This is a genomic window from Kitasatospora sp. NPDC028961, from assembly GCF_055564815.1.
Genome location: NZ_JBVHVO010000045.1, coordinates 1 through 23,750 on the forward strand (window position 1 = coordinate 1; position 23,750 = coordinate 23,750).

General features: G+C 74.0%; 22 protein-coding genes and 1 pseudogene. 10 read left to right on the forward strand and 13 right to left on the reverse strand.

Going from position 1 to position 23,750, the window contains the following annotated elements:
* Positions 1-96 (reverse strand): annotated as a pseudogene (locus tag ACZ4UX_RS36315) (electron transfer flavoprotein subunit beta); the annotation flags it as partial.
* A 392-nt stretch (positions 97-488) separates the two neighbouring features.
* On the opposite strand from ACZ4UX_RS36315, the gene ACZ4UX_RS36320 reads away from it, so the two are divergent.
* Positions 489-857 carry a PadR family transcriptional regulator gene (locus ACZ4UX_RS36320; RefSeq protein ID WP_329486972.1) on the forward strand — a complete coding sequence of 123 codons (369 nt, stop codon included), beginning with the start codon at positions 489-491 and terminating at the stop codon, positions 855-857.
* Positions 854-1,441, forward strand: a complete 588-nt coding sequence (locus tag ACZ4UX_RS36325) for an HAAS signaling domain-containing protein (RefSeq protein WP_359811319.1) — start codon at positions 854-856, stop codon at positions 1,439-1,441. The genes ACZ4UX_RS36320 and ACZ4UX_RS36325 overlap by 4 nt, the downstream gene beginning before the upstream one ends.
* On the opposite strand, the gene ACZ4UX_RS36330 is transcribed toward ACZ4UX_RS36325, so the two are convergent.
* The 4 genes from ACZ4UX_RS36330 to ACZ4UX_RS36345 all read right to left on the reverse strand — a co-directional run bounded on the left by ACZ4UX_RS36330 (position 1,438) and on the right by ACZ4UX_RS36345 (position 5,381).
* The gene (locus ACZ4UX_RS36330; RefSeq protein WP_329486974.1) at positions 1,438-2,256 is read right to left on the reverse strand and encodes a family 1 encapsulin nanocompartment shell protein; all 819 of its coding nucleotides are present in this window, start codon (positions 2,254-2,256) and stop codon (positions 1,438-1,440) included. The genes ACZ4UX_RS36325 and ACZ4UX_RS36330 overlap by 4 nt on opposite strands.
* Positions 2,253-3,356 (reverse strand): Dyp-type peroxidase, encoded by a 1,104-nt coding sequence (locus tag ACZ4UX_RS36335; RefSeq protein WP_465709777.1) that lies wholly within the window; start codon positions 3,354-3,356, stop codon positions 2,253-2,255. Before ACZ4UX_RS36335 ends, ACZ4UX_RS36330 begins: the two co-directional genes overlap by 4 nt.
* Positions 3,357-3,645: 289 nt before the next feature.
* Complete coding sequence (locus ACZ4UX_RS36340; RefSeq protein WP_465709778.1) at positions 3,646-4,278, reverse strand: FMN reductase; 633 nt, start codon at positions 4,276-4,278, stop codon at positions 3,646-3,648.
* Positions 4,275-5,381, reverse strand: coding sequence for an LLM class flavin-dependent oxidoreductase (locus tag ACZ4UX_RS36345; protein WP_465709779.1), 1,107 nt, complete (start codon positions 5,379-5,381; stop codon positions 4,275-4,277). The genes ACZ4UX_RS36340 and ACZ4UX_RS36345 overlap by 4 nt, the downstream gene beginning before the upstream one ends.
* A 246-nt stretch (positions 5,382-5,627) precedes the next feature.
* On the opposite strand from ACZ4UX_RS36345, the gene ACZ4UX_RS36350 reads away from it, so the two are divergent.
* Positions 5,628-6,389: a PP2C family protein-serine/threonine phosphatase gene (locus tag ACZ4UX_RS36350; RefSeq protein ID WP_465709780.1), complete on the forward strand. Its 762-nt coding sequence runs from the start codon at positions 5,628-5,630 to the stop codon at positions 6,387-6,389.
* Positions 6,390-6,479: 90 nt separating this feature from the next.
* Here ACZ4UX_RS36350 and ACZ4UX_RS36355 read toward each other — a convergent pair whose 3' ends face one another.
* Together ACZ4UX_RS36355 and ACZ4UX_RS36360 are read right to left on the reverse strand one after the other, a co-directional pair.
* Entirely contained in the window at positions 6,480-8,981 is a 2,502-nt protein-coding gene (locus tag ACZ4UX_RS36355) for a collagenase (protein ID WP_465709799.1), read from the reverse strand.
* Positions 8,982-9,437: 456 nt separating this feature from the next.
* Positions 9,438-10,010, reverse strand: coding sequence for a DoxX family membrane protein (locus ACZ4UX_RS36360; protein ID WP_329486979.1), 573 nt, complete (start codon positions 10,008-10,010; stop codon positions 9,438-9,440).
* A gap of 222 nt (positions 10,011-10,232) precedes the next feature.
* On the opposite strand from ACZ4UX_RS36360, the gene ACZ4UX_RS36365 reads away from it, so the two are divergent.
* Together ACZ4UX_RS36365 and ACZ4UX_RS36370 are read left to right on the forward strand one after the other, a co-directional pair.
* On the forward strand, positions 10,233-10,826 hold the full coding sequence (locus ACZ4UX_RS36365; RefSeq protein WP_465709781.1) for a TIGR03086 family metal-binding protein: 594 nt from the start codon (positions 10,233-10,235) through the stop codon (positions 10,824-10,826).
* A gap of 118 nt (positions 10,827-10,944) precedes the next feature.
* On the forward strand, positions 10,945-11,406 hold the full coding sequence (locus ACZ4UX_RS36370) for a hemerythrin domain-containing protein (protein ID WP_329486981.1): 462 nt from the start codon (positions 10,945-10,947) through the stop codon (positions 11,404-11,406).
* A 116-nt stretch (positions 11,407-11,522) separates the two neighbouring features.
* Here ACZ4UX_RS36370 and ACZ4UX_RS36375 read toward each other — a convergent pair whose 3' ends face one another.
* From ACZ4UX_RS36375 to ACZ4UX_RS36400, 6 genes are all read right to left on the reverse strand, one after another.
* Positions 11,523-12,311, reverse strand: a complete 789-nt coding sequence (locus tag ACZ4UX_RS36375) for a VOC family protein (RefSeq protein ID WP_396491655.1) — start codon at positions 12,309-12,311, stop codon at positions 11,523-11,525.
* Positions 12,312-12,546: 235 nt separating this feature from the next.
* Positions 12,547-13,362, reverse strand: a complete 816-nt coding sequence (locus tag ACZ4UX_RS36380) for a class I SAM-dependent methyltransferase (protein WP_465709782.1) — start codon at positions 13,360-13,362, stop codon at positions 12,547-12,549.
* Between the two features lie 220 nt (positions 13,363-13,582).
* On the reverse strand, positions 13,583-14,635 hold the full coding sequence (locus ACZ4UX_RS36385; protein ID WP_465709783.1) for a dipeptide epimerase: 1,053 nt from the start codon (positions 14,633-14,635) through the stop codon (positions 13,583-13,585).
* Complete coding sequence (locus tag ACZ4UX_RS36390; RefSeq protein WP_465709784.1) at positions 14,632-15,798, reverse strand: PLP-dependent cysteine synthase family protein; 1,167 nt, start codon at positions 15,796-15,798, stop codon at positions 14,632-14,634. The genes ACZ4UX_RS36385 and ACZ4UX_RS36390 overlap by 4 nt, the downstream gene beginning before the upstream one ends.
* The gene (locus ACZ4UX_RS36395; protein ID WP_465709785.1) at positions 15,795-16,646 is read right to left on the reverse strand and encodes a Rossmann-like domain-containing protein; all 852 of its coding nucleotides are present in this window, start codon (positions 16,644-16,646) and stop codon (positions 15,795-15,797) included. The genes ACZ4UX_RS36390 and ACZ4UX_RS36395 overlap by 4 nt, the downstream gene beginning before the upstream one ends.
* The gene (locus tag ACZ4UX_RS36400) at positions 16,643-17,989 is read right to left on the reverse strand and encodes an ATP-grasp domain-containing protein (protein ID WP_465709786.1); all 1,347 of its coding nucleotides are present in this window, start codon (positions 17,987-17,989) and stop codon (positions 16,643-16,645) included. The genes ACZ4UX_RS36395 and ACZ4UX_RS36400 overlap by 4 nt, the downstream gene beginning before the upstream one ends.
* A 179-nt stretch (positions 17,990-18,168) precedes the next feature.
* Here ACZ4UX_RS36400 and ACZ4UX_RS36405 point away from each other — a divergent pair, with 179 nt between their 5' ends.
* The 5 genes from ACZ4UX_RS36405 (at position 18,169) to ACZ4UX_RS36425 (ending at position 23,573) form a co-directional block, all read left to right on the forward strand.
* A complete protein-coding gene (locus ACZ4UX_RS36405) occupies positions 18,169-18,726 on the forward strand; it encodes a GNAT family N-acetyltransferase (protein ID WP_465709787.1) in 558 nt (185 codons plus the stop codon).
* A 136-nt stretch (positions 18,727-18,862) separates the two neighbouring features.
* Positions 18,863-19,528, forward strand: coding sequence for a TetR/AcrR family transcriptional regulator (locus ACZ4UX_RS36410; RefSeq protein WP_352296046.1), 666 nt, complete (start codon positions 18,863-18,865; stop codon positions 19,526-19,528).
* 131 nt (positions 19,529-19,659) lie between these two features.
* A complete protein-coding gene (locus ACZ4UX_RS36415; protein ID WP_465709788.1) occupies positions 19,660-21,180 on the forward strand; it encodes an MFS transporter in 1,521 nt (506 codons plus the stop codon).
* 262 nt (positions 21,181-21,442) lie between these two features.
* Complete coding sequence (gene qcrB / locus ACZ4UX_RS36420) at positions 21,443-23,053, forward strand: cytochrome bc1 complex cytochrome b subunit (protein ID WP_465709789.1); 1,611 nt, start codon at positions 21,443-21,445, stop codon at positions 23,051-23,053.
* 79 nt (positions 23,054-23,132) lie between these two features.
* Positions 23,133-23,573 carry a PPOX class F420-dependent oxidoreductase gene (locus tag ACZ4UX_RS36425; RefSeq protein ID WP_352296051.1) on the forward strand — a complete coding sequence of 147 codons (441 nt, stop codon included), beginning with the start codon at positions 23,133-23,135 and terminating at the stop codon, positions 23,571-23,573.
* The last annotated feature ends 177 nt before the right edge of the window (positions 23,574-23,750 follow it).

A 23,750-nucleotide genomic window follows, 5' to 3' on the forward strand; every position in this document is an offset into this window, starting at 1 on the left:
CACACCCTCCCGGTCGGTGGTGTGGTCGTCCGCGAAACGACGGTCACCCGTCGCGTCCGGCACGTACTTCACACAGACAACGATCCTCAAGCTCATGAGCGGTTCTCCTGATACGGGTGCGCTGGTCCATGGCCTCAGGTCATGCCCAGGGTACTGAGTGCCAAGTCCGGCCCGGCCGCGCCGCACGCGGAGCGGGCGCCACCTGGACCGGCATGCCGTGTCGGCTCTCTTCGACTGGCGTCAGAGGCTCGCCTCAGAGAATACGGCACTCAGTACCCCGCGTAAAGGAACTCAGTACCCTTCGCCCGTCGCCGGGGTACCCCCGGGGGCACCCCGGGCGCCCGCGAGCATCGTCCAGGACGCCGCGCGGAATCCACCGGACCCTCCGGGCGGGCCCCCGCCGGGGCCACCCGTCCGGCGGCCCCCGACCGGGCCGGACGCTCGCGGCGTGCTGCGGCCATCATGCCCTGCGTGCTACCTTGCTTTGCATGGTAGCTGGCAATGCAAGCATCCCTGCGGCGGACGGGCCCGTGGCGAGCCAACTCCGCAAGGGGGTGCTGGAGTACTGCGTCCTGGCCCTGCTCCGGGACGGACCCCGCTACGGCGTGGAGCTGCTGGCGGAGCTCGCCCGGGTCGAGGTGATGGCGACCAGCCAGGGCACGATCTACCCCCTGCTGTCCCGCCTCCGGCGGACCGGGCTCGCCGACACCCACCTGCGGGACTCCGAGAGCGGGCCGCCGCGCAGGTACTACACGCTGACCGACGCCGGCCGGAGCGCGCTGGAGGAGTTCACCACGAGCTGGCCCTCCTTCCGCGCCGCCGTCGACCACTTCCTCACCCCTGGAGAGACGCCGTGACGGACACCCTCGCCCACCCCCTCGTACGGGACTACCTCTCCTCGGTCGAGGCGCTGACGGCCGCGCTTCCCGAGCTCCACCGCCGGGAGCTGCTGGCGGACCTGCGCGAGCACATCGAGGTGGCACTGGCGGACGCCGGCCACCTCGACGGGGACGGCGTGCGCGGCGTACTGGACCAGCTGGGGGCGCCCGGCGAGATCGCGGCGGCCGCGCTGGCCGAGGAACCGGGCGACGACCGGCCGGTGCCGGAGAGCGGCGGGCGGACCGCGGTCACCGCCGCCCTGATCGCCGTACCGCTGCCGGCCGCGCTCGTCCCGGTGATCGGGGCGCCGCTGGGACTGGTCGCCGCGGTCGTCGGGCTCGTCCGGCTGTGGAAGTCCCCGCAGTGGTCCCGGCGGGAGAAGCGTGAGGCGACGCTGCTCGCGCTCTCGCCCGTCCTGGTCCTCCCGGTGGTCGCGGCGGTGCTCTCGGTGGTGCTCGGCGGCCTGAGCGCGCGCACGGTGACGATCGCGCTCCTGGTGACCCTGGCCCTCCCGGTGGTGGCGGCCGCCCGGCTGGTCCGCTCGGCCGCCCGGCTCCGCTAGGGCAGGTCGGACAGGCTCCGGCCGACCAGGGCGACGGCGGCCTCGGCCGTATAGAGACGGAAGGTCAGCGACTCCTGGAGGTAGAGGTCGACCGAGTCGGCGGTGTGGGAGAGGTAGCCGACCGAGATGTCCTGGCCGAGGACAAGTTCGAAGTCGCCGCCACGGGCCGACAGCAGGAAGGCGCCCTCGATGGCCGGGGCCCAGATGATCTCGCCGTCGAGGAGCCGGGCGATGTGCGCCGCCACCGGGTAGCCGTGGTCGCTGGTCTCGCTGACCGCGGTGAAGGCGTCGGCGCCGAGCAGCAGCGCGTAGGGCCCGCCGACTCCGGCGAGGCGCAGCGCGGAGAGCGCCCTCGCCACCGCGTTCGGGTACTCGCGGACGTCCGCCGGGAGCTGGATCGCCGGGTTGCTCGCACCGGCGCGGATGCCCTCGATGGCGGCGGCCCGGTACCCCTCGAAGACGGCGCGGTCCTCGGCGAGGGCGATGGTGCGGGCCGCGTCCTTGACCGGCTGCCAGTCGGAGTCGCGGGAGCCGCGCTCGACGTCGTCGACGGCGGCGCGGCTGACGGTGAAGGGCACCCGGAGCTCGACGACGGGCTGGGAGTCGCGGGCGTGGGCGAGCACCCCGTCGGCGGGCGGGGTGATGCCGGTCAGGTGGCCGGTGCCGACGGCGGCGAGGGTGGTGCCCTCGGGGCCGCTCAGGTCCACCACCCGGCGGCCGGCGATGTGGAGCTTGAAGGTCTGCCGGGCCTCCTCCTCGATCTCCTCCCAGGCCGCGGCGGAGACGGGGGCCAGGTCGCGGTGCAGATTGCTCATGACGAAGGGGTCCCTTTCAGGCTGCCGATGCCGAGCGAGCCGTCGGCGGCGGAGGGGGCGGTGTCGGTACTGGCGATGTCGGTACTGGCGGTGGCGGTGGCGGTACTGGCGGCGGTGACCTCGGCCGGGGCGCCGGCGGGAGCGGGCGCGGCCGGCGGCCCGTCGAGGAACTCGGCGGTCGGGACGTAGAAGAGCGAGCCGGTCACCGCCGTGGAGAAGTCGAGCAGCCGGTCGTGACTGCCCGGCGGCCGGCCGACGAACATGTTGCGCAGCATCTCCTCCGTCACCTCGGGCGTGCGCGCGTAACCGATGAAGTACGTCCCGAACTCGCCGCCGCCGCCGAAGGATCCGAACGCCATGTTGAAGCGCATGATCTGCCGCTCCTCACCGTCGGGGCCGGTGACCGTGGTGAGGGCGACGTGCGAGTCGGCGGGCTTGGTCGCGTCGTCCAGCTCGATGTCGGTGAGCTTGGTGCGGCCGACGGCCCGTTCCTGCTGCTCCACCGGGAGGGTGTTCCAGGCGGTGAGGTCGTGCAGGTACTTCTGGACGACGACGTAGCTGCCGCCGGCGAACCCCGGGTCCTCCGCGCCGACCACCACGGCTGCCGCGGCCGCTCGCCCCTCGGGGTTCTCGGTGCCGTCGACGAAGCCCAGCAGGTCGCGGTCGTCGAAGTAGCGGAAGCCGTGGACGGAGTCCACGACGGTGGCGGCACCGGCCAGCCGGCGGGTGAGCTGGCCGGCCAGTTCGAAGCAGAGGTCCAACCGGGTGGCCCGCAGGTGGAGCAGCAGGTCGCCGGGGGTGGCGGGGGCCCGGTGACGGGCGCCCGCCACCTCCCGGAACGGGTGGAGCCCGGCGGGTCTGGGGCCGGCGAAGAGGCGGTCCCAGGCGTCGGAGCCGATGCCGGTGACGCAGGTCAGCCCGGCGTCGGGGGCCCGGAAGCCGACCGAGCGCCGCAGGCCGGCGAGGTCGGGCAGCAGGTCGCGGACGGCCTGCTCACCGCCGGGGTCGATGGTGAGCACCAGGAAGATCGCGACGTTGGTCAGCGGGGTGAGGACGGCCTGCGGCTCCCCGGCGGGCGCGTTCGGGCTCTCGGGCGGCATGACGGTCTCCACCTCAGGGTTCCCGCGTGCTTCCCCGCCCGGTCCGGCGGTCCGCGACCGGACGGCCGGTGGGGCGGAGCGGCTCCGCGCTCGGAGCATGACGGACCGGCAGTGATCTGATCATGTGTACGATTACACCGCATAGTGGACATTCGGGCGCGATCAACACGCACCCGTCCGGCCCAGCGCCACGGCCCGGCGGACGCCCCCGTGAGGGGCGGGCCACTCGGCCCGCCCCTCGTCCCGCTCGGGCTCTCGTCCCCGCCCCGGCCGTCGCCCGTTCGTGCCGTCAGGCCCGGAGGGCGGCCAGTTGCTCGGCGAACGGCACCACGGCCGGTGTGTCGTCCGGTGACGGCGCCGCCGTCGGCGGGCGGCCGGCCAGCAGGGTGGCCAGCTCGCCGGCCGCCCGGTCGATCCGGCCCGGCAGGCCGTCGGTGTGCCGGTCCCCCGTCGCGCCCCAGTCGTCCGTCGCCGCGTACACCGCGGTGGGGACGACCACCGAGCGCAGGTAGGCGAAGAGCGGCCGGACGGCGTGCTCCAGGGCGAGCGAGTGCCGGGGAGTGCCGCCGGTGGCGGCGATCAGCACCGGCTTCCCGGCCAGGACGTCGTGGTCGATCACGTCGAAGAAGGACTTGAACAGGCCGCTGTAGGAGGCGGTGAAGATCGGCGTCACGGCGATCAGGCCGTCGGCGCGCGTCACCGCCTCGACCGCCTCGCGCAGGGCCGCGCCCGGGAACCCGGTCACGAAGTTGTGCGCGATGTCGGTCGCGAGGTCCCGCAGTTCGATCACCGTGACGTCCACCGCGTCGCCTGCCGCGCCGAGCTGACGGACCGTCGCCTCGGCCAGCCGGTCGGCCAGCAGGCGCGTCGAGGACGGCTTGCTCAGCCCGGCGGTCACCACCGCCAGTCGGTACGTGCTCACTCGGCCACCTCCGTCGTCTCCTCCTGCGCGGCGAGTGCGGCCGCGACCCGGGCCGCGTGCGTCGGCCCGTCCGGGACGCCCGCCGGGCGGCCCTTGGCGAACTCCTCGCGCAGCACCGGCACGACCTCCTCGCCCAGCAGGTCCAGCTGCTCCAGCACGGTCTTCAGCGGCAGGCCGGCGTGGTCCAGCAGGAACAGCTGGCGCTGGTAGTCGCCGAACGACTCGCGGAAGGTCAGCGTCTTCTCGATGACCTCCTGCGGGCTGCCCACGGTGAGCGGGGTCTGCTCGGTGAACTCCTCCAGCGAGGGGCCGTGGCCGTACACCGGCGCGTTGTCGAAGTACGGGCGGAACTCGCGCACCGCGTCCTGCGAGTTCTTCCGCATGAACAGCTGGCCGCCGAGCCCGACGTAGGCCTGCTCCGCCGTGCCGTGCCCGTAGTGGGCGTAGCGCTCGCGGTAGAGGTCGACCAGCTTCTGGAAGTGCTCCTTGGGCCAGAAGATGTTGTTCGCGAAGAAGCCGTCACCGTAGTAGGCGGCCTGCTCGGCGATCTCCGGGCTGCGGATCGAGCCGTGCCAGACGAACGGCGCGACGCCGTCCAGCGGGCGCGGAGTGGAGGTGAAGGACTGCAGCGGGGTGCGGAAGCGGCCCGACCAGTCCACCACGTCCTCGCGCCACAGCTGGTGCAGCAGCGCGTAGTTCTCGACCGCCAGCGGGATGCCCTGGCGGATGTCCTTGCCGAACCACGGGTACACCGGGCCGGTGTTGCCGCGGCCCATCATGAGGTCGACCCGGCCGTCCGCGAGGTGCTGGAGCATCGCGAAGTCCTCGGCGATCTTCACCGGGTCGTTCGTGGTGATCAGCGTGGTCGAGGTGGAGAGGATGATGCGTTCGGTCCGCGCGGCTATGTAGCCGAGCATGGTCGTCGGCGAGGACGGCACGAACGGCGGGTTGTGGTGCTCGCCGGTCGCGAAGACGTCCAGGCCGACCTCCTCGGCCTTGCGGGCGATGGCCACCATCGCCTTGATCCGCTCGTGCTCGGTCGGGGTGCGGCCGGTGGTCGGGTCGGGGGTGACGTCGCCGACGGTGAAGATTCCGAACTGCATGCTGCTCACCACACTCCTGGTGAATCCCGGGGCGCGGGATCCGATCGTCAAAGTTTCAACCACCTTAGCACCGGCCGATCCGCCGGTATTCCCCTGCGCGCCCCGCAGGCCGCCCAGGGCTGCACGGCTCTGCGGGGCCGGGCAGGCCTTGAGGGCCCCGGGGCGGACCGGGCGGTTTCCCGGGCCGGCGGGACAATGGGAGGAGCAAGGACGGCCGACCCGGAGTCCCGGAAGGGCGGCGAGCCGATGGCGGCCTACATCGCGGTGAGTGCGCTGAGCCACGAGGGCCTGGTGCGCGAACACAACGAGGACAGCCTGACGGTCGGGCCGTGGACGCTCTGCGCGACCGTGACCGGCAACCCGCAGACCCTGCTCTTCCCGACCGGACCGCCCTGCGTGGTCGCGGTGGCGGACGGGCTCGGCGGGCACCCGGGGGGCGAGGTGGCGAGCGCGCTGGTGGCCCGGCGGCTGGCCGCCGCCGGGCCGGGCCTGGAGGACGAGGAGACCGTCCGGGAGGCCCTGCAGTCCTGCAACCAGGCGGTGTACGCCGCGGCGGCCGAGGATCCGGAACTCGCCGCGATGGGCACGACGGTGGCGGGTGTGGTGCTGCTCCCCGAGCGGATCGTCGCCTTCAACGTCGGCGACAGCCGGGTCTACCGGGTGGAGCGGGACGGCCTGCGCCGGATCAGCGTGGACGACAGCCCGCCGCCGGCCCCCGGGCGGCGGACCACCTCGCTGATCACCCAGTCGCTCGGCGGCTCGTTCGGCCTGACCTTCGTCGAACCGCATGTGCGCGGCATGCCGCTGGCGGTCGGTGACCGGTACCTGGTGTGCAGCGACGGCCTGACCGATCCGGTGCCGGAGGAGGAGCTGTCGGCGCTGCTGACGGGCTCCGCCGAAGGATCGGAACGGGCCGACGGGCGCGCGGTCTACGACCTCTGGAGGGCGGCGATCGAGGCCGGCGGGCCGGACAACATCACGATGGCCCTGGTCCGGGTCGCCGGGTAGCCCCGGCGCGAGCCGCCGCCGGGCCCACGCGGGAGGCCCCGGCGGAGCGCCGCACGCGCTCCCCCGGGGCCTCCGGTCATCCGGGGCCGATCAGAACTCGGCCTTGATGTTCGCGCCGCCGAAGCCCTGCTGGGCGTAGAGGCTGGCGTAGACGTAACCCGCGGGCGGGTTGTCGATGGTGAGGGTCTCGGTGTTGTTGGAGGCGTTGACCGACCGGGCCGTGTAGGCGTTGGTGTACGCCCACGAGGCGGTGTTGAAGTAGAGGTCGGCGTTGCCGGTGCCGCCGGTGCTGGTCAGCTTCAGCTGCTTCGTCCCGGCCGGGATGTAGAGGTAGAAGTGGGCGTAGTTGCCGGTGGTCGCCGCCAGGTTGCTGCGCCGGCAGTTCCGGTCGAGCACGCGGGTGTCGGCGGCGGAGCACTCGGGCATCCGCGAGACGGTGACCGCCCGGCTGGTGCTCGCGGTGGCGCCCTTGTCGTCGGTCACGGTCAGGGTGACGGTGTAGGTGCCGTCCGCGCCGTAGGTCTTGGTCGGGTTGGCGGCGGTGGAGGTGGTGCCGTCACCGAAGTTCCACGCGCGGGAGGCGATCGTGCCGTCCTTGTCGGTGGAGCGGTCGACGAAGGTGACGCTCAGCTCGCCGGTCGCGGTCGTGAAGGCAGCCGTGGGCGCCTGGTTGCCGCCCGGGTCGGTGCCGGTGCCGCAGGAGCCGGCCGCGCAAGCGGTCAGCCAGGCGTCGAAGTCGGCGTTGTAGCGGGTGCCGATGGTGGAGGTCAGGTAGCCGCGGGCGCCGTTCCAGTCCCCGGCGCGGTACTTGGCGAGCACCGCGTCCATGTCCGCGCGGTGCTTCTCCAGCATGTAACGGACGGCCAGGTAGCCCCAGTTGTAGACGCGGGTCTGGTCGGCGTTGTCGTACGTGGTGTCGAAGAGCGTGCTCAGGCTGTAGGTGTGCAGGCCGGCGGCGGACATCGCCGCGTCGTACGACACCTTGCGGTACGAGTAGGAGACGTACTCGGCGAAGCCCTCGACCCACCAGACGGTCGGCGTGGTCATCCCGGCGTTGAAGTCGCCGGCCATGTCGAACCGGCCGTCCAGGTAGTGGGTGTACTCGTGGTTGAGGTTCCAGATCTGGAAGTCCGGACGCACCCACTCGGCCTCGTAGGCGAGGAAGCGCGGCTGGTTGCCGACCGCGGCCGGGTCGCCCTCCAGGTACATGCCGCCGTTGTTGGTGTTGATGCCGTAGATGATCGCGGCGAACACGCCGTAGTCGAAGCGGCCGTGGAAGACCACGACCTCGATGGTGGTGTTCCGGTCGTTGGCCACCGGGCCGCCGTCGCGGACCACGGAGTGGAAGTAGGCGTCCTGGCTGGTCAGGCTGGTGCAGGCGGTGGACAGCTGGGTGGAGTCCAGGGCCTGGGCGAGGATCTTGATGCTCGGGCTGCAGGTGTAGCTGACCGTCAGATTGGCCGCCTTGAGGCGGTTGGCGGCGTCGCAGGTGCCGTAGTACGAGCAGTTGGCGGCGTCGTAGGCGGCCGTCATCTCGGCGGCGGCGGCCCACTGGTAGGCGGTGCGGCCGCCGACCGATGACTGGTCGACCAGGCCCTTGACCAGCGGGCGGTCCTTGGCCTGCAGCGGGGCGTACTGGAGGAAGCGGCCCATCTCGCGGGTGGCGTTGTAGACCAGGAAGCCGTAGTCACCGCCGAGCAGGGCGTTGTTGGCGCCGGCGAAGCCGTACAGCGAGTCCAGCACGCTCGGATCGGCCTGGACGGCCGAGACGAAGGCGGGGATCTGGTGGCCGCGCCACAGCACGGTGAAGACGCCGTTGAGGGCGTTCCCCATCCCGGCCGGGTTGTGGGTGGCGGCGTTGTAGTCGGCCAGCATGCGCTTGACGACGTACAGGTAGCGGACGTTCTCCTGCGCGCTGTCGATCAGTACGACGGCCTCGCCCAGCGTGCCCGAGTTGTCGGAACTCACGTCACGCGAGTGGGAGTTGGCGAAGAAGGTGTCCAGCGCGCCACGGATCGCGGTCTGCAGGGCGGTGCCGTAGGTGCCGACGTCGGTGGGGTGGTACCACTGCACGAAGTAGCCCGCGCGCAGGAAGAGCACCAACTGTCCGGCGGAGGTGGTGTTGTTGCCCGGGTAGGCGGCGGCGGTGTCGCGCAGGGCGTTGGCCACGGTGACCATCTGCGCCTCACCGAAAGCCTTGTTGGCGTCGGTGCCGATGAGGGTGAACAGCTGGTTGACGCAGCCGAGTTCGGCGGACTTGATCTGCTGGACCAGGGCGCTGCCGGTGCGGCTGGTGAAGTCGCCGACGTTGCAGGCCGCGGCGGTCGCGGCGGCGGACTGCTGCCCGGCGGACTTGGCCGACGTGGCGGCCGCACCCGTCGAGGCGGCGTCCGCGGGCGCGGTGGCCGAGAGCGGGGCGCGGTCACTGGCGGGGACGGACCGGTTCTGGCCGTCGCTCTGCGCGGCGGCGCCGATGCCGGGCTGCGGGGCCGGACCGGCCGCCGTGGCGGACGGGGCGCCGCCGGGCTGCGGCGGGACCGGGGCGGGGGCGGCCTGGCCGCGCGGGGCGAACAGGCCGAGCGCCAGGAGCATCGCCAGGGCGATCGTCACCAGCCTGGCCAACTGAGGCAGTGGTGAAAAAGGTCGTGCGGTTCTCACGTGGGGGCCTCCGGGCCTTCTTCAACCGCGCTGGGGAGACGCGGCCTTGACGGGAGTGAGGACCGTTGCGACGGCGCCGTGGGGCGGCTCCGTCGTGCACACGGTGGGGAGTGTGACATGTACAATGGCATACATCACATGACGTGTGAAGCCCCTGGACACCGGACTTCGGGCCGGACCCCGGGGCAGGCTCCCCGGACCGGTGACGACGAACGGCCGTTGGGCCGAGGAATCGACTTCCTCGGCCCAACGGCCGTTCTCCTACCGGGAGCTGAGCGGCCGGCGGCCGCGCACGACACCGTGCGGGCCGGACGGCCCCCCGGGTCCGGGCAGGTCAGGCAGGTCGGGCGGATCGGGCGGTCCGCCACCCGGACCCCGGACCCGGGCGGATCACTTGCGCAGCAGCAGGATGACGCCGGCGGTGACCAGGCCGACCACCACCGCGGCCGCGCCGTACGCGAGCCGGTGCGCGCGCAGGACGGGCAGGAAGCGGTCCACGGCGTACCGGCCGGGCCCGGTCAGGGCGAGCGCGGCGGCGCCGGCGGTGAGCAGCAGCTCGTACTCGCTGCCCTTGGGCGCGAAGAAGCCGCCGCCCCAGGTGACGGCGAGCGCGTTGACCATGGTGCCCAGGATGGCCGCCGCGGCCAGCGGGGTCAGCAGGCCGGCGGCGAGCGCGAGGCCGCCGAAGGTCTCGGTGAGACCGGCGACCACGGCCATGGCGTCGCCGGCCGGGTAGCCGCTCATGGTGAAGAACTGACCGGTGCCGTCGAGGCCACCGCCGCCGAACCAGCCGAACAGCTTCTGACTGCCGTGCGCGGCCATGGTCAGGCCGAGCGCGAGGCGCAGCAGGAGCAGGCCCGCGTCATAGGCGTGCGGCGAGGTCAGCGCGGGCTCGGGGGCTGCCCGGCCCGGGAGGACGGTGGCGGTGGTGGGGGCGGTCGTGCTCGGGCTGGTGCTCGGCATGCGCGTCTCCATCGATCGGGGTCGGTCGAAGCAAAGGGGGTCACGGACGGTTACGGACGAACCGGTCGTTCAAATTCGAACCGCCGCCGTTCGACCGTACCTGGGAGTTCGAATTTGAACAACCGGCGCGAGTGCGGGGAGTGAGCGAACGGGCACGCGGACCGGCCGACCGGTACGTGGCAACCGGTCGCGCCCGGCCGGGCACCGGGGCAGGGTGGAGGCATGGCTCACACGGAATTCCAGCGACCGGCCCGGCCCGGCACCCCGTACGCCGAGGCCCTGGCGGCCTTCGGCGAGCGCGTCCGGCTGGTCGGGCCCGACCGGTGGGACGCGCCCACGCCGTGCACCGACTGGTCGGTGCGGGACCTCGTCAACCACCTCACCGGCGAGCAGCTCTGGGTGCCCGAGCTGCTGATGGGCTCGACCGTCTCCGAGGTCGGCGGCCGGTTCGACGGCGACGTCCTCGGCGCCGACCCGGCCGCCGCCTGGACGGCCGCCGCCGAGGCCGCCCGCACCGCGTTCGAGGTGCCCGGCGCCACCGAACTGACCGTCCACCTCTCGTTCGGCGACGCCTCCGGCCAGTACTACCTGGACCAGCTCACCGCCGACACTGTCGTCCACACCTGGGACCTCGCCGAGGCGCTCGGGCACGGCACCCGGCTGCCGGACGGCCTGGTGGAGTTCGCGCTCGGCGAGCTGGCCGGCTACGGGGACCTCTCCGGCAGCGGAGTGTTCGACCCGCCGCTGCCGGTGCCGGACGGCGCGAGCCCGCAGACCCGGCTGCTCGCCCTCGCCGGCCGCCGCGACCGGCCCTGACCCGTGACACCCGGGGTGCCCGGCCGGTGACCCTGGGTGCTCCGACCGACCCGACCGGTGCCGGACGCCGGATACTGGAGGTGTTCGGGGGGATCACCGGACGAGAGGCGGGCGCGCCATGAGCCGCAGGCCTGACATCCTCGGCGAGTTCACCGCCGACCACCGGGCGGTGACGGAGCTGCTCGCCCGGATCGAGGCCGCGCCGGACGGCGCGCCCGAGCGCGGCGAGCTGGTCGGGCAGCTGACCGACCTGCTGTTCGCCCACTGCGCCGCCGAGGAGGAGTACCTGTTCCCGGTCGTCCAGCACGATGTGCCGGACGGCGGGGCGGTGGTGTTCACGAGCATCCACGAGCACCTCGCGATCGGCCAGTACCTCTCCGACCTGCAAGGGGTCGGACCGGGCGAGCCGGCCTTCGCCACGCTGTACCAGGGCCTCGCCGACGCCGTCCGCCGGCATCTGGCGGTGGAGGAGGAGCAGGTCTTCCCGCTCGCCCGGAAGGCGCTGCCGGCCGCCGCCCGGGCCGAACTCGGCGAGCGGCTGCGGGCCGGGCGGCGGGAGGCCGCCGAGCCGGGGCCGTAGCGGGGCCGGCCGGTCAGGGCCCGCTGCGGGCGCGAGGGCGCCCGGCGGCCCTACGGCGGCGCGGGACCGGCCACGAGGGTACGGGGGCGCCCGGCGGCCCTACGGCAGCGTGGGCCTCAGGCCTTCGGACTGATCACCGCGAAGCGGCCGCCCTCCGGGTCCCGGAGGCGGGCCACCCGCCCGTACGGCGAGTCGAAGGCCGCCCCGAGGGCCGAGCCGCCGAGTTCCTCCGCCCGGGCGAGCGCCGCGTCGGTGTCCGGCACCGAGAACGACACCTCCCAGTGCGGTGACAGTCCGGTCGGGCCGCCCGCCTGCTCCCTGGCGAGGGCCGCCACGCTGTGGCCCTCGGCCCGCAGCACCACCCGGTCGTGCTCCCAGCGCACCTCGAAGTGCTCCGGATCGCGGCCGTCCCAGCGGAACACCTCGCCGTAGAAGAGCGCGGCCGCGAACGGGTCCGGCGTGCGCAGCTCGATCCAGACCGGCGCGCCCGGCAGGTCCAGGCGCCGGGCCCGGCCCAGCGGGCCCTCCCAGATCCCGAACACCGCGCCCGCCGGGTCCGCGGCGAACGCGACCCGCCCGGCGTCGAAGGCCAGCGGGCCCACCGCCAGGGTCGCGCCGCGCTCACGGACGGCGTCGGCGGCGGCATCGGCGCTCTCCGTCCCGAAGTAGCTGGTCCACGCCACGGGCATCTGCCAGGCACCGCCGGCGACCCCCAGACCGGCCACCGCCTCGCCGCCGGCCACCGCGTGCACGTACGGGCCGAAGCGGTCCGGTCCGGGCTCGAACTCCCAGCCCAGCAGCGGCCCGTAGAACGCCTTCGCCGCGTCGAGATCACGCGCCATCAGGCTCACCCAGCACGGAACGGCCGCCACGCAGCGCACCTTGGCGGTCTCACCGCTGCCCATCGCGCACCTCCTCGGCGCCCGGCCGCCGGGCCCCTCCCGACTCCCACGGCCTACCGGCCGCCCGGGCGGGTTCAGCCTAGGCCGACATGCCGACCCGGGCACGCCGCGGCGCGCAGGGGCGGCGGCGCTCGCGCCGCCCGCCGGGCGTGCGGCTACCGCCCGGGCGCGGGCGGCTACCCGGCGTAGCGGCGACGCTCGGGTCCTGCGGGCCGGGTCGGCCGGGGGGCGGGTGCGGTCACCGCCGCCTCCCCCGCCGGTCGCCGACCGGGCCCTGGAGCCGGGCGACCAGGTGGAGGCGGTCGTCCGCCGCGGTGTCGGCGGGCCGGGCGCCCTCGGTCCAGGGCGGTTCGGTGCGCGGACCGGGCCGGTCGTAGAGGTCGAGGACGGTGAAGCCGTGGGCGGCGAGCAGACCGCGCAGCTCCTGCGGGAAGAGCAGCCGCCAGGCCGAGTGCTGCACGACGGCCGGGGCGCCGTCGTCGCTCGTCCAGGTCCGGGTGCGGCGCAGCAGTTGGGCGGCGTGGTCGATCCGGAGCACGGTGTGCGAGGTGCGGGTGACGCCGTCGTGCGTGACGCGGTCGGTGCGCGGGGCGTCGAGGAGGTCGGTGCGGCCGAGGAAGAAGGCGCCGTTGCGCAGCTCGGCGACCAGCAGGCCGCCCGGGCGCAGGTGGCGGCGGAGCCGGCCGAACAGCGCGTCGAGGTCCTCGTTGGTGTGGCAGTAGAGGAGGGCGCTGTCCAGGCAGAGGACGGCGTCGAAGCGGCCGGGCAGGCGGAAGGTCCGCATGTCGCCGACGTGGTAGGCGGGCCCGGGGTGGTGGGTGCGGGCGTGCCGGATCATCGCCTCCGAGCTGTCGACGCCGGTCACCGTCCGCCCGGCGGCGCGGTGCAGCCAGCCGGCGTCCCGGCCGGTACCGCAGCCGAGGTCGAGCACCTCGGGCCCGGCGCGGTGCTCGCGGAGCACCGACTCGGCCCACCGGGCGGCGACGAACCCTGGGTCGGGGAAGCGGAGTTCGTAGAGCTCCGGGGTGTCGGTGAGCAGGTTGTGGCCGGTCATCGGGCCTCGCTGGGGAGTGGGCGGGCAGGGGCGGGCAGCGACCGGGGGCACGTCATCGCCCGGCGGCCGGGACCGGGCAGCGACCGGGGGCACGTCGTCGCCCGGCGGCCAGGACCGGGCAGCGACCGGGGGCACGTCATCGCCCGGCGGCCAGGACCGGGCAGCGACCGGGGGCACGTCATCGCCCGGCGGCCGGGACCGGGCAGCGACCGGGGGCACGTCATCGCCCGGCGGCCGGGGCCGGGCGGACGCCGAGCCCGGCCCGGGCCGGGGTGCGGACGATGCCGTCGGTGCCGCCGATGCCCTGCCAGGGGTCGTGGGCGAGCAGCAGGTGCCCGTCCAGGTCGATCCAGCGGGCCCGGTCGGCGAGGTGGACGGCCGGGGCGATGCCGAGCGAGCTGGCGACGAGGCAGCCGAGCATCAGCTCGGTGCCGCTGCCCCGCAGGGCCGCCCGGATGCGCAGCACCTGGTGCACGCCGCCGCATTTGGCGAGCTTGAGGTTGACCCCGTGGACGCGCCCGGCGAGCCGGCAGGCGTCCTCGTAGCCGACGGCGTCCTCGTCGGCGATCACCGGGACCGGTGAGCGTTCGGCGACGGCGGCCAGCGCGTCCGGACGGCCGGGGGCGATCGGCTGCTCGACGGCCTCGACGCCGGCGGCGGCGAAGGCCGGGAGGAGCCGGTGGGCCTGTTCCTCCGTCCAGGCGCCGTTGGGGTCGAGCAGCAGCCCGGCCCCGGGGGCGGCCTCGCGGACGGCGCGGACCCGGGCGAGGTCGTCGGCGGGGTCGGCGGAGCCGGCCTTGACCTTGAGCACGGTGAACCCGGCCGCGGCCAGCCGGGCGGCCCGGTCCGCGGCCCGGTCGGGCGGCTCGATGCCGATGGTGCGGGCGGTGGCGACGGCCACCGGCTCCGGCCGGCCGAGCAGCCGGTGGACGGGCTCACCGGCCCGCCGGCCGGCCAAGTCGAGCAGGGCGGCCTCGACGGCGGCCAGCACCCCGGCCGACAGCTCCTTGAACGGGGCGGCGCCGCGGCGGAGTTCGGCGAGCGCCTGGTCCGGGTCCGGCAGGCGCTCCAACGCCGGGCGCAGCTCGACGAGTTCACGCCGGATGAGCTCGGTGGGCTGGCGCAGGTAGCCGCTGGCGACGGCCTCGCCGCGGCCCGTGAGGCCGTCGTGCCGCAGGGCGACCAGGACGGCGTCGCGCTCGGCGGTCACCGAGCGGGAGATCCGCAGCGGTTCGGCGAGCCGGAGCCGTACGGTGCGTACGTCGAGCCTCATCGGCCCTCCCCGGGGCGCTCCGCGGGGTCGGGGCGGTCCGTGGGGTCGGGGCGGTCCGCGGGGTCGGGGCGGTCCGTGGGGTCGCTCCGGACGGCCGGCCCGGCCGGGCCGCCGTGCCCGGTGCGCCAGCGCGCCCAGCCGGTGACCTCGACGGCGGCGGGGTGCGGGATCTCGATCGGGCGCGGCGCGGCGTGCTCCGCCTCCAGCCCGTGCCGCCGGCAGAACGCGTCGTCGTAGACGGTGCCCAGGTAGCGGTGCGGACCGTCGGGGAAGACGGTGGCGACGGCGGCGCCCGGCTGCACCCGGGCGGCCCAGGCGGCGACCAGGGCGACGGCGCCGGTGCTCCAGCCCCCGCTGACGAAGGCCCCGCGGGCCAGCCGGCGGCTGGCGTCCACGGCCTCGGCCGGGCCGACCCAGTGGATCTCGTCGAAGGCCTGGTGGGCGACGTTGCGCGGGTGGATCGAGCTGCCGAGGCCGCGCATCAGCCGGGGCCGGGCGGGCTGGCCGAAGATGGTCGAGCCGACCGAGTCGACGCCGATGATCCGCAGGGCCGGCCAGCGGCGGCGGAGCGGTTCGGCCAGCCCGGCGCTGTGGCCGCCGGTGCCGACGCTGCACACCAGCACGTCCAGGTGGTCGAGTTCGGCGGTGATCTCCCGGGCCATCGCCCGGTAGCCGGCCGCGTTGTCGGGGTTGTTGTACTGGTCGGGCCAGTAGGCGCCGGGGAGTTGGCCGAGCAGGGTGCGCAGCCTGGCCAGCCGGGCGGCCTGCCAGCCGCCGTGCCGGGCCGGCCGGTCGACGAGCTCCAGCCGGGCGCCGTAGGAGTGGAGCAACTGGCGCATGGACGGTTCGAGTTCGGCGTCGCCGACCAGGACGACGGGGTGGCCGAGGGCCTGGCCGGCGAAGGCGAGGCCGATGCCGAGGGTGCCCGAGGTGGACTCCACCACCGTGGCGCCGGGCCGGAGTTCACCGCGTTCGTGGGCGCCGCGGAGTATGGCGACGGCGGACCGGGCCTTCATCCCGCCGGCGCCGAGGCCCTCCAGCTTGGCCCAGAAGCCGGGGTGCGGGTGCGGCAGCGGGGTGCTGATCCGGGCGAGCGGGGTGCGGCCGAGCAGCGGCAGCAGGTCGGGGTTGCCGAGGGCCGCGGGGGCGAGCAGCGTGGTCACCGGCCACCGCCGTCCGCCCGGCCGGCCGGCGGGTGCCCGCCGTACAGGTGGAGCTGGCTGGGGCCGCCGTCGAGCCAGAAGAAGGGGTAGGGCTCGGCGCTGACGGCGCTCACGCCGTCGCCGAGCAGCCGGGGCAGCACGGCGCTGCCGGTCTGGGCGAAGAGCACCAGCGGCTTGCCGGTGGCGCGGGCGTGCGCGAGCAGCGGGTCGAGCGTGCCGTTGCCGAGGGTCATGCCGGAGGCGAGGATCGCGTCGCACTCGTCGAGCCGGGCGGACGCGTCGGGGTGGACGGTCTCGCCCCACTCGGTGGTGCCGCCGACGAGGTCGCAGGCCAGGTAGCCGAGGCCGCGCGAACGAAGCTGCTCCAGGAGGGAGTTGACCACGCCGACGACCAGCACCCGGCCGGTCGTCGCGGCCGGGAGCAGGCCGACGACGGCCCGCGCCCGGGCCCGGGACTTCGCCAGCGAGTCACCGGCCGGAACGGTCACCGGTCGGGCGCCGTGGGCCGGGCCGTGCGGGCGGCAACGCATCAGGTAGGCGTCGAGCGCGGCGACCCGGACCGGTACGAGCGGGTGGTCGAGCAGTTCGGCGACGGACGCGCCGACGCAGTCGGTGAGCGCCTCGGCGGGCAGCTCGCCGGGTTCGACCGCGCAGGAGCCGACGGCCGCGCCGAGGCGCAGGCTGAGCACCTCGTTGCGGTAGCCGCGGGCGCGTCCGGCGTGCCGCACGGCCTGCGTGGTGGTGAAGGCGAGGGCGATCCGCTGCCCGGCCGGGTCGGGCCCGTACGCTCCGGCGCGAGCCCGCCCGGCGATCCGGTCCAGGGCCGTACCGGGGAGGGTGGTGGTCATCCGGACACCGCCGCCCCGGCGGCGCGGTCGGACCGGAGGGGTGCGGGCGGGCCCTTCGACCCGGCGGGCCCCGCGTCCGGGCCGTCGGCGGTGTAGCGGGGGGTCAGCCCGGCGACCAGCCGCTCGGCCTCCCGGCGGGCACCGGCGCCGGCGCTGTCGGTGGTCATCACATGGCCGAGGTACTCGTTGTTGCTGGTGGCGGGCCGGACGTCGCGCCCGGGGGCGGCGAGGGCCAGCTCGACCACGGCGCCGTCACCCCGGACGGCCGGTTCGCCCTCGAAGCCCTCCAGCAGGCCGGCCTGCCCCTCCCCCGGGACGAGGAAGGCGATCGCGGCGCTGCTGACCCCGGTGCGGTGGACGGTCAGGTCGGGACGGCGGCCGAGCGCGAGGTCCACGCAGGCGGCGGCGAGGTCGACGCCGGTGACCCGGCGGACCAGCTCGGTGATCCGGTTGCCGGCCGGGCGGGGGTTGACCTCCACCACCCGGGGCCCGGTCGGGGTCAGTTTGATCTCGGTGTGCGCGACGACCCGGTCCAGGCCGAGGGCGGCCAGCGCGGCGACGGCCGTCCCGGCCGCGGCGGCCGTGTCTTCGGCGCTCAGCACGGCGGGGAACATGTGGCCGGTCTCGACGAAGGCGGGCGCGCCGCCGACGCTCTTGTCGGTGACCCCGACCACCACGGTGTCGCCGTCGGCGCAGACGGTCTCGACACTGACCTCCGGGCCGGTCAGCAGCTCCTCCAGCAGGACGACGGGGGCCCGGCGCTGGCCGCGGGCGTTGACCGGGAAGGCCTCCAGGGCCCGGAGCGCGGAGGCCAGTTCGCGTTCGTCCGCGACCGCGCGGACGAGCATCCCGGCGCAGAGGTCCACCGGCTTGACCACCAGCGGGAAGCCGAGCTCCCGGCCGGCGGCCAGGGCCTGCTCCCGGTCGGCGCAGAGCGCGTACGCGGGCCCGGGGACGCCGGCCGCGGCGAGCGCGCGGCGGGTGAGGTCCTTGCGGCAGGCTGCGGCGACGGCCTCGGGCGCCGGCCCGGGCAGCCCGAGCCGGCGGGCGACCCGGGCGACCAGCGGCAGGTAGTAGTCGCAGGAGGAGATCACCCCGTCGAAGCCGAGCACCCCGTGCAGCCGCTCGACGTACGGGAGCAGGGCGGCGGGATCGTTGGTGTCGGCGGTGAGCACGTTCTCCGCGGCGAGCAGCGGGTGCGGGCCGTCGGTGGGCGCCTCCCGCAGGTAGTGGTGCAGGTCGCGGGTGAGGAAGGTGAAGCGATGGCCGCTCTCCCCCAGGGCCCTGGGCAGCAGTCTGCTCATGGAGCCGACCCAGCTTTCGATCACCAGCAGATGCGCCACGGATCTCCCTCTCGACGACGCGCGCGGCAAGCCGGTCCGACGTGCCGAAGGTGACCGTAACGGCATTCGTTTTCATTTTCAACACGCTCGCACGGCTCTCCCGACAGGGCGTCAGATGACATTCGTTTTCAGGTACGGTGACGGGGACCCAGCCCCGACCCGACCCGTGGAGCCCTCCGATGGACCGTCCGGATGCCTATGTGATCAGGCACGCCCTGCCCGAGGACGTGCCCGGTGCCCGCCGGCTGATCCTGGACACCTTCTACCGCGAGTTCGGCTACGGCTACGTCCCCGACTGGCACGCCGACGTGGTCGACCTCCAGACGCACTACCTCGACCATCCCCGGCACGCCCTGCTGGTCGCCACCCGGGACGGCGAGGTGGTCGCCACCACCGCACTGCACTCCCGCGGGCCCGTCCACCCGCCGCACCCGCGCGAGCTGGCCGAGCGCTACCCCGACGGCAGCACCGCCCAGCTGGTCCGGGTCTACGTCCGGACCGAGCACCGCCGGCACGGACTGGCCCGGGAACTGGTGCGCCGGGCATGCGAGTTCGCCGTGGACGAGGGCGGCTACCGGCACCTCTACCTGCACACCAACGCCGCCGTCCCGGGCGCCGAGGCGTTCTGGCGCAGCCTCGCCGAGGAGGTCCACGACGCCCGCCCGAGCGGCGAGCACGGCCCCGGGGTGGCCACCGTCCACTTCGAGATCCCGCTGCGGCGGCCGGCGCGGGTCTGACGCCGCACTTCCACCCTGCGGGTGAATATGACGCAGGTCACATCCAGCGGGGAATTTCCGGGGACCGAATCCCCGTTTGCTCCTTCGTAGGCCTAAACGGGGAAAGTTTCCCCGCTATGCTGGGAGGAGCGAGAAAGTGAGCAGCACCGTCGCCGCGGCGACCCGCACCACGGAGCCCGTCCGCACGCCGAAGCTGCGCGCGGACGCGACTCGCAACCGTGAGCGGATCCTGCTGGCGGCGCGGGACGCCCTCGTCGAGCACGGCGCGGACGCGCCGCTGGACGAGATCGCCAAGCGGGCCGGCGTGGGCAACGCCACGCTGTACCGGAACTTTCCGGACCGCTCGGCGCTGATCCGCGAGGTGGCGCTGCTCATCAAGGGCCGTATCCTGGCCATCGCCGAATCGGCGACGGCGGAGGCTTCCGGCCCGTTCGACGCCCTCCAGCGGTTCGCGCACGCCACGGTCGAGGAGAAGATGGGCGCCCTGTGCCCGATCCTCACCAACCGGGTCGACCCCTTCGATCCGGACCTGGTGGACGCGCGCGAGCGACTGGTGACCGCCGTCGGCGACCTCATGGCACGCGCCAAGGAGGCCGGCGAACTGCGGCCGGACGTCGACCCCGGTGACCTGTTCATCGCGATGAGCCAGCTCACCCGCCCCCTGCCGGGCACCTCCTGCCAGTTCCTGGACGGCTTCGTCCACCGGCACCTGCAGCTGTTCCTGGACGGCCTGCGGGCGCCCGCCCGCTCGACCCTGCCCGGCCGGGCCGCGACCTTCGAGGACTTCCACCCCGAGCACTGACCCGCAGCGCCGAGCGCTGACCGACGGCCCGCCGGTCCACTGCCGCACCGGCGGCCGGGGCCGACCGTGCCCGCCCGCACCCCCGACTCTCCCCTGATCCGTACGCACCGCACCCCGAAGTGAGTACTCCCATGCCAAAAACCGACGCCCTGTCGGCCACCCAGCCCGATCCGCGGCGCTGGAAGGCCCTGATATTCATCGGCCTCGCCCAGCTGATGGTCGTCCTCGACGCCACCATCGTGAACATCGCCCTGCCGTCGGCCCAGAAGGACCTCGGCATCACCGACGGCAACCGCCAGTGGGTGATCACCGCCTACGCGCTGGCCTTCGGCGGCCTGCTGCTGTTCGGCGGCCGGATCGCCGACCTGTGGGGCCGCAAGCGGACCTTCGTGGTCGGCCTGACCGGCTTCGCCCTCGCCTCCGCGCTGGGCGGCGCCGCCGCCAACACCGCCATGCTGCTCGGCGCCCGCGCCCTGCAGGGCGTGTTCGGGGCCCTGCTCGCGCCGGCCGCGCTCTCGCTGCTGGCCGTGATGTTCACCGAGGCCAAGGAGCGCGCCAAGGCGTTCGGCATCTACGGCGCCATCGCCGGCGGTGGCGGCGCGATCGGCCTGATCCTCGGCGGCCTGCTGACCGAGTACATGAACTGGCGCTGGACCTTCTTCGTCAACATCCCGTTCGCCGTGGTCGCCGCCGTCGGCGCCGTCATGGTGATCCGCGAGCCCGCCCAGGGCCGCAACCGCAACCGCCTGGACATCCCCGGCGTGCTGCTGGTCAGCACCGGCCTGGTCTCCCTGGTCTACGCCTTCACCCGCGCCGAGTCGGACGGCTGGAGCTCCGGCACCACGCTGGGCCTGTTCGCCGCCGCCGCCGTGCTGCTGGCCGCGTTCGCCGTGGTCGAGATGAAGGTCAAGGCGCCGCTGCTGCCGCTGCGGGTCGTCCTGGACCGCAACCGCGGCGGGGTCTACCTGTCGCTCGGCCTGGCCGTGATCGGCATGTTCGGCCTCTTCCTCTTCCTGACCTACTACCTGCAGATCGTGCTCGGCTACAGCCCGGTGCTCACCGGCGTCGCCTTCCTGCCGATGGTGGCGGGCATGATCACCGGCTCGACCCAGATCGGCGCCCGGCTGATGACCCGCGTGCCGGCCCGCTACCTGATGGCGCCCGGCTTCCTGGTCGCCTCGGTCGGCATGCTGATCCTGACCCAGATCGGCCTGGACACCTCCTACCCGGCGCTGATCCTGCCCGGTCTGATCCTGATGGGCCTCGGCATGGGCACCGCGTTCATGCCCGCGATGAGCCTGGCCACGCACGGTGTCGAGCCCCGCGACGCGGGTGTCGCCTCCGCCATGGTCAACACCTCGCAGCAGGTCGGCGGCGCCATCGGCACCGCGCTGCTGAACACCATCGCGGCCAGCGCCACGGCGACCTGGCTGGCCTCCCACGCCACCGCCGTGACCAGCCCGGCCGCGGCCCAGGCGGCGCAGTTCCAGGGCATGGTGCACGGCTTCTCGACCGCGATCTGGTGGTCCTTCGGCATCCTGGTCGCCGCCGCGGCGATCGCCTTCACCCTGATCAACGCCGGTCGCCCCGACCACGCGGCGACGGGGTCGGGTGCGGTGGAGAGCAACGAGGTGCCGGTGCTGGTGCACTGACCCTCCGGGGTACACGCAAAGGGTGCGCAGCGGCCCGTCCGGTGTTTCGACACCGGGCGGGCCGCTCGCCGTTTCCGGGGCACTCGGCGTTTCCGGCGCCCTCGCCGTTTCCGGGGCGCCGCTGCCGGGCCGCTCGCCGAGTCCGGGTCGTCGTGGAGACGACAGCGGCACCCCGGGTAGAAACGGGGAGCAGGCCCCGTTTACTCTGGTTCCAGCTCGAAGCGGGGAACGATCCCCGCTTCATGGACCGAGGTGCGTGGAAATGACCCGGAATCAGAACCCCGGACGCGGCCGGCGGGCCGCCGACTGGGCGGACGGCCGGCTGGGGGTCTACACCCTGGCCAGGGCGAACGTGCGCAAGATCTTCCCGGACCACTGGTCCTTCATGCTGGGCGAGATCTGCCTCTACACCTTCGTCATCATCATCCTGACCGGCGTCTGGCTCACGCTGTTCTTCAAGCCCGGCATGGGCGAGGTGATCTACGACGGCTCGTACGTCCCGCTCAAGGGCGTGCCGATGTCGCAGGCCTACGCCTCGACGATGGACATCAGCTTCGAGGTCCGCGGCGGGCTGCTGATCCGGCAGATCCACCACTGGGCGGCCGTGGTGTTCGTCGCGGCGATGTTCGTGCACATGATGCGGGTGTTCTTCACCGGGGCGTTCCGCAAGCCGCGCGAGATCAACTGGCTGTTCGGCTTCCTGCTGCTCTTCCTCGGCCTGCTGGACGGTTTCTTCGGGTACTCACTGCCCGACGACCTGCTCTCGGGCACCGGCATCCGCTTCGTCGAGGGCGTGGTCCTGGCCCTCCCGCTGGTGGGCAGCTACGTCCAGATGTTCCTGTTCGGCGGCGAGTTCCCCGGTCACGACATCGTGCCGCGGTTCTTCACCGTCCACGTGCTGCTGATCCCCGGCATCATGCTCGGCCTGCTGGTCGCGCACCTGATCCTGGTCTTCTACCACAAGCACACCCAGTGGGCGGGCCCCGGCCGGACCGAGCAGAACGTCGTCGGCATGCCACTGATGCCGGTCTACCTGGCCAAGGCCGGCGGGTTCTTCTTCCTGGTCTTCGGGATCATCGCGCTGATGGCGGCCGTCGCCTCGATCAACCCGATCTGGGCCTACGGCCCGTACCGCCCCGACCAGGTGTCCACCGACGCGCAGCCGGACTGGTACATGGGTTTCGCCGAGGGGCTGATCCGGGTGATGCCCGGCTGGGAGGTCGGCCTGTGGGGGCACACCCTCAACCTGGGCGTGCTGATCCCGTTCACGCTCTTCCCGGTGATCCTCGGCGCGATCGCGGTCTACCCCTTCGTCGAGTCCTGGCTGACCGAGGACGCGCGCGAGCACCACCTCCTGAACCGCCCGCGCAACGCCCCCGTGCGCACCGCGCTCGGCGCGGCCTGGATCGCCCTCTACCTGGTGATGCTGATCGGCGGCGGCAACGACCTGGTCGCCACCCGTCTGCACCTGTCGCTGAACTCGATCACCTACGCCGTCCGGGTGGGGTTCTTCGTGGTGCCGGTGGTGGTCTTCGTGATCACCAAGCGATGGTGCCTGGACCTCCAGCGGCGCGACCGGGACAAGGTGCTGCACGGCCGGGAGACGGGCCTCATCAGGCGGCTGCCGCACGGCGAGTTCACCGAGGCGCACGCCCCGCTCGCGCCGGCCGAACTGCACCGGCTGACCGCCCACGAGCAGCCCCGCCCCCTCGAACTACCGGCCCCGGTGGACGAGAATGGGGTGGCCCACCCGGTCGGCGCGCTCACCCGCGTCCGCGCGAGGCTCTCCCGCGGACTGCACGGCGAGGGCGCCAGGATCCCCCGGCCGACCGCCGAGGAGTACCACGAGATCACCGGCGGCCACGGTCACTGAGCCGCCCGCTCCGGCGCCGCGGCAACGGACCGCGACCGCGGCAACGGACCGCGCCCGGCCCCTGGACAGGGAGGACATCGTGCACGACCGTACCGACCGGCTGGCCGACACCAGATACCTCCTGCTCACCACCTTCGACGAGGACGGCAGCCGGCTGCGCTCGGCGATCTGGGTGGTGGCGGACGGCACGGCGCTCGGCATCTGGACCCCCGCCCACTCCGGCGAGGCCGAGCGGATCCGCCGCCACCCCCGGGTACTGGTCGGCCCCTGCGACGCCCACGGGCGCCCGACCGGGCGCCAGCTGCCCGCGCGGGCGACGGTCTGCGACCCGGACGACACCGCACGCTACCGCACCTCGCTGATCAACAAGTACGGCATGACCGCCCTGATCGCACTGGCCCGCAGCCGGTTCCGGCTCGGCTTGTCCGGGACGGTCGGCATCCGGATCACGCTCAGCCGGGTGGAGCAGCGGCTGGTCGGGCCGGAGTGGCAGCTGCCGACGTCGTACTGCCCGAACTGAGAGCCCGCGAGGCGGGCGCGGCGGGGGGGGGGGGGGGGGGGGGGGGGGGGGGGGGGGAGGGGGGGGGGGGGGCGGGGGGGGGGGGGGGGGGAATGAACCACGAGAAGAGAAAGGGGGGAACTAGTCCGGGAGAGGGGGAAGATAAGCATCGAAGGAGAAAAAAAAGCGACAAGAGCA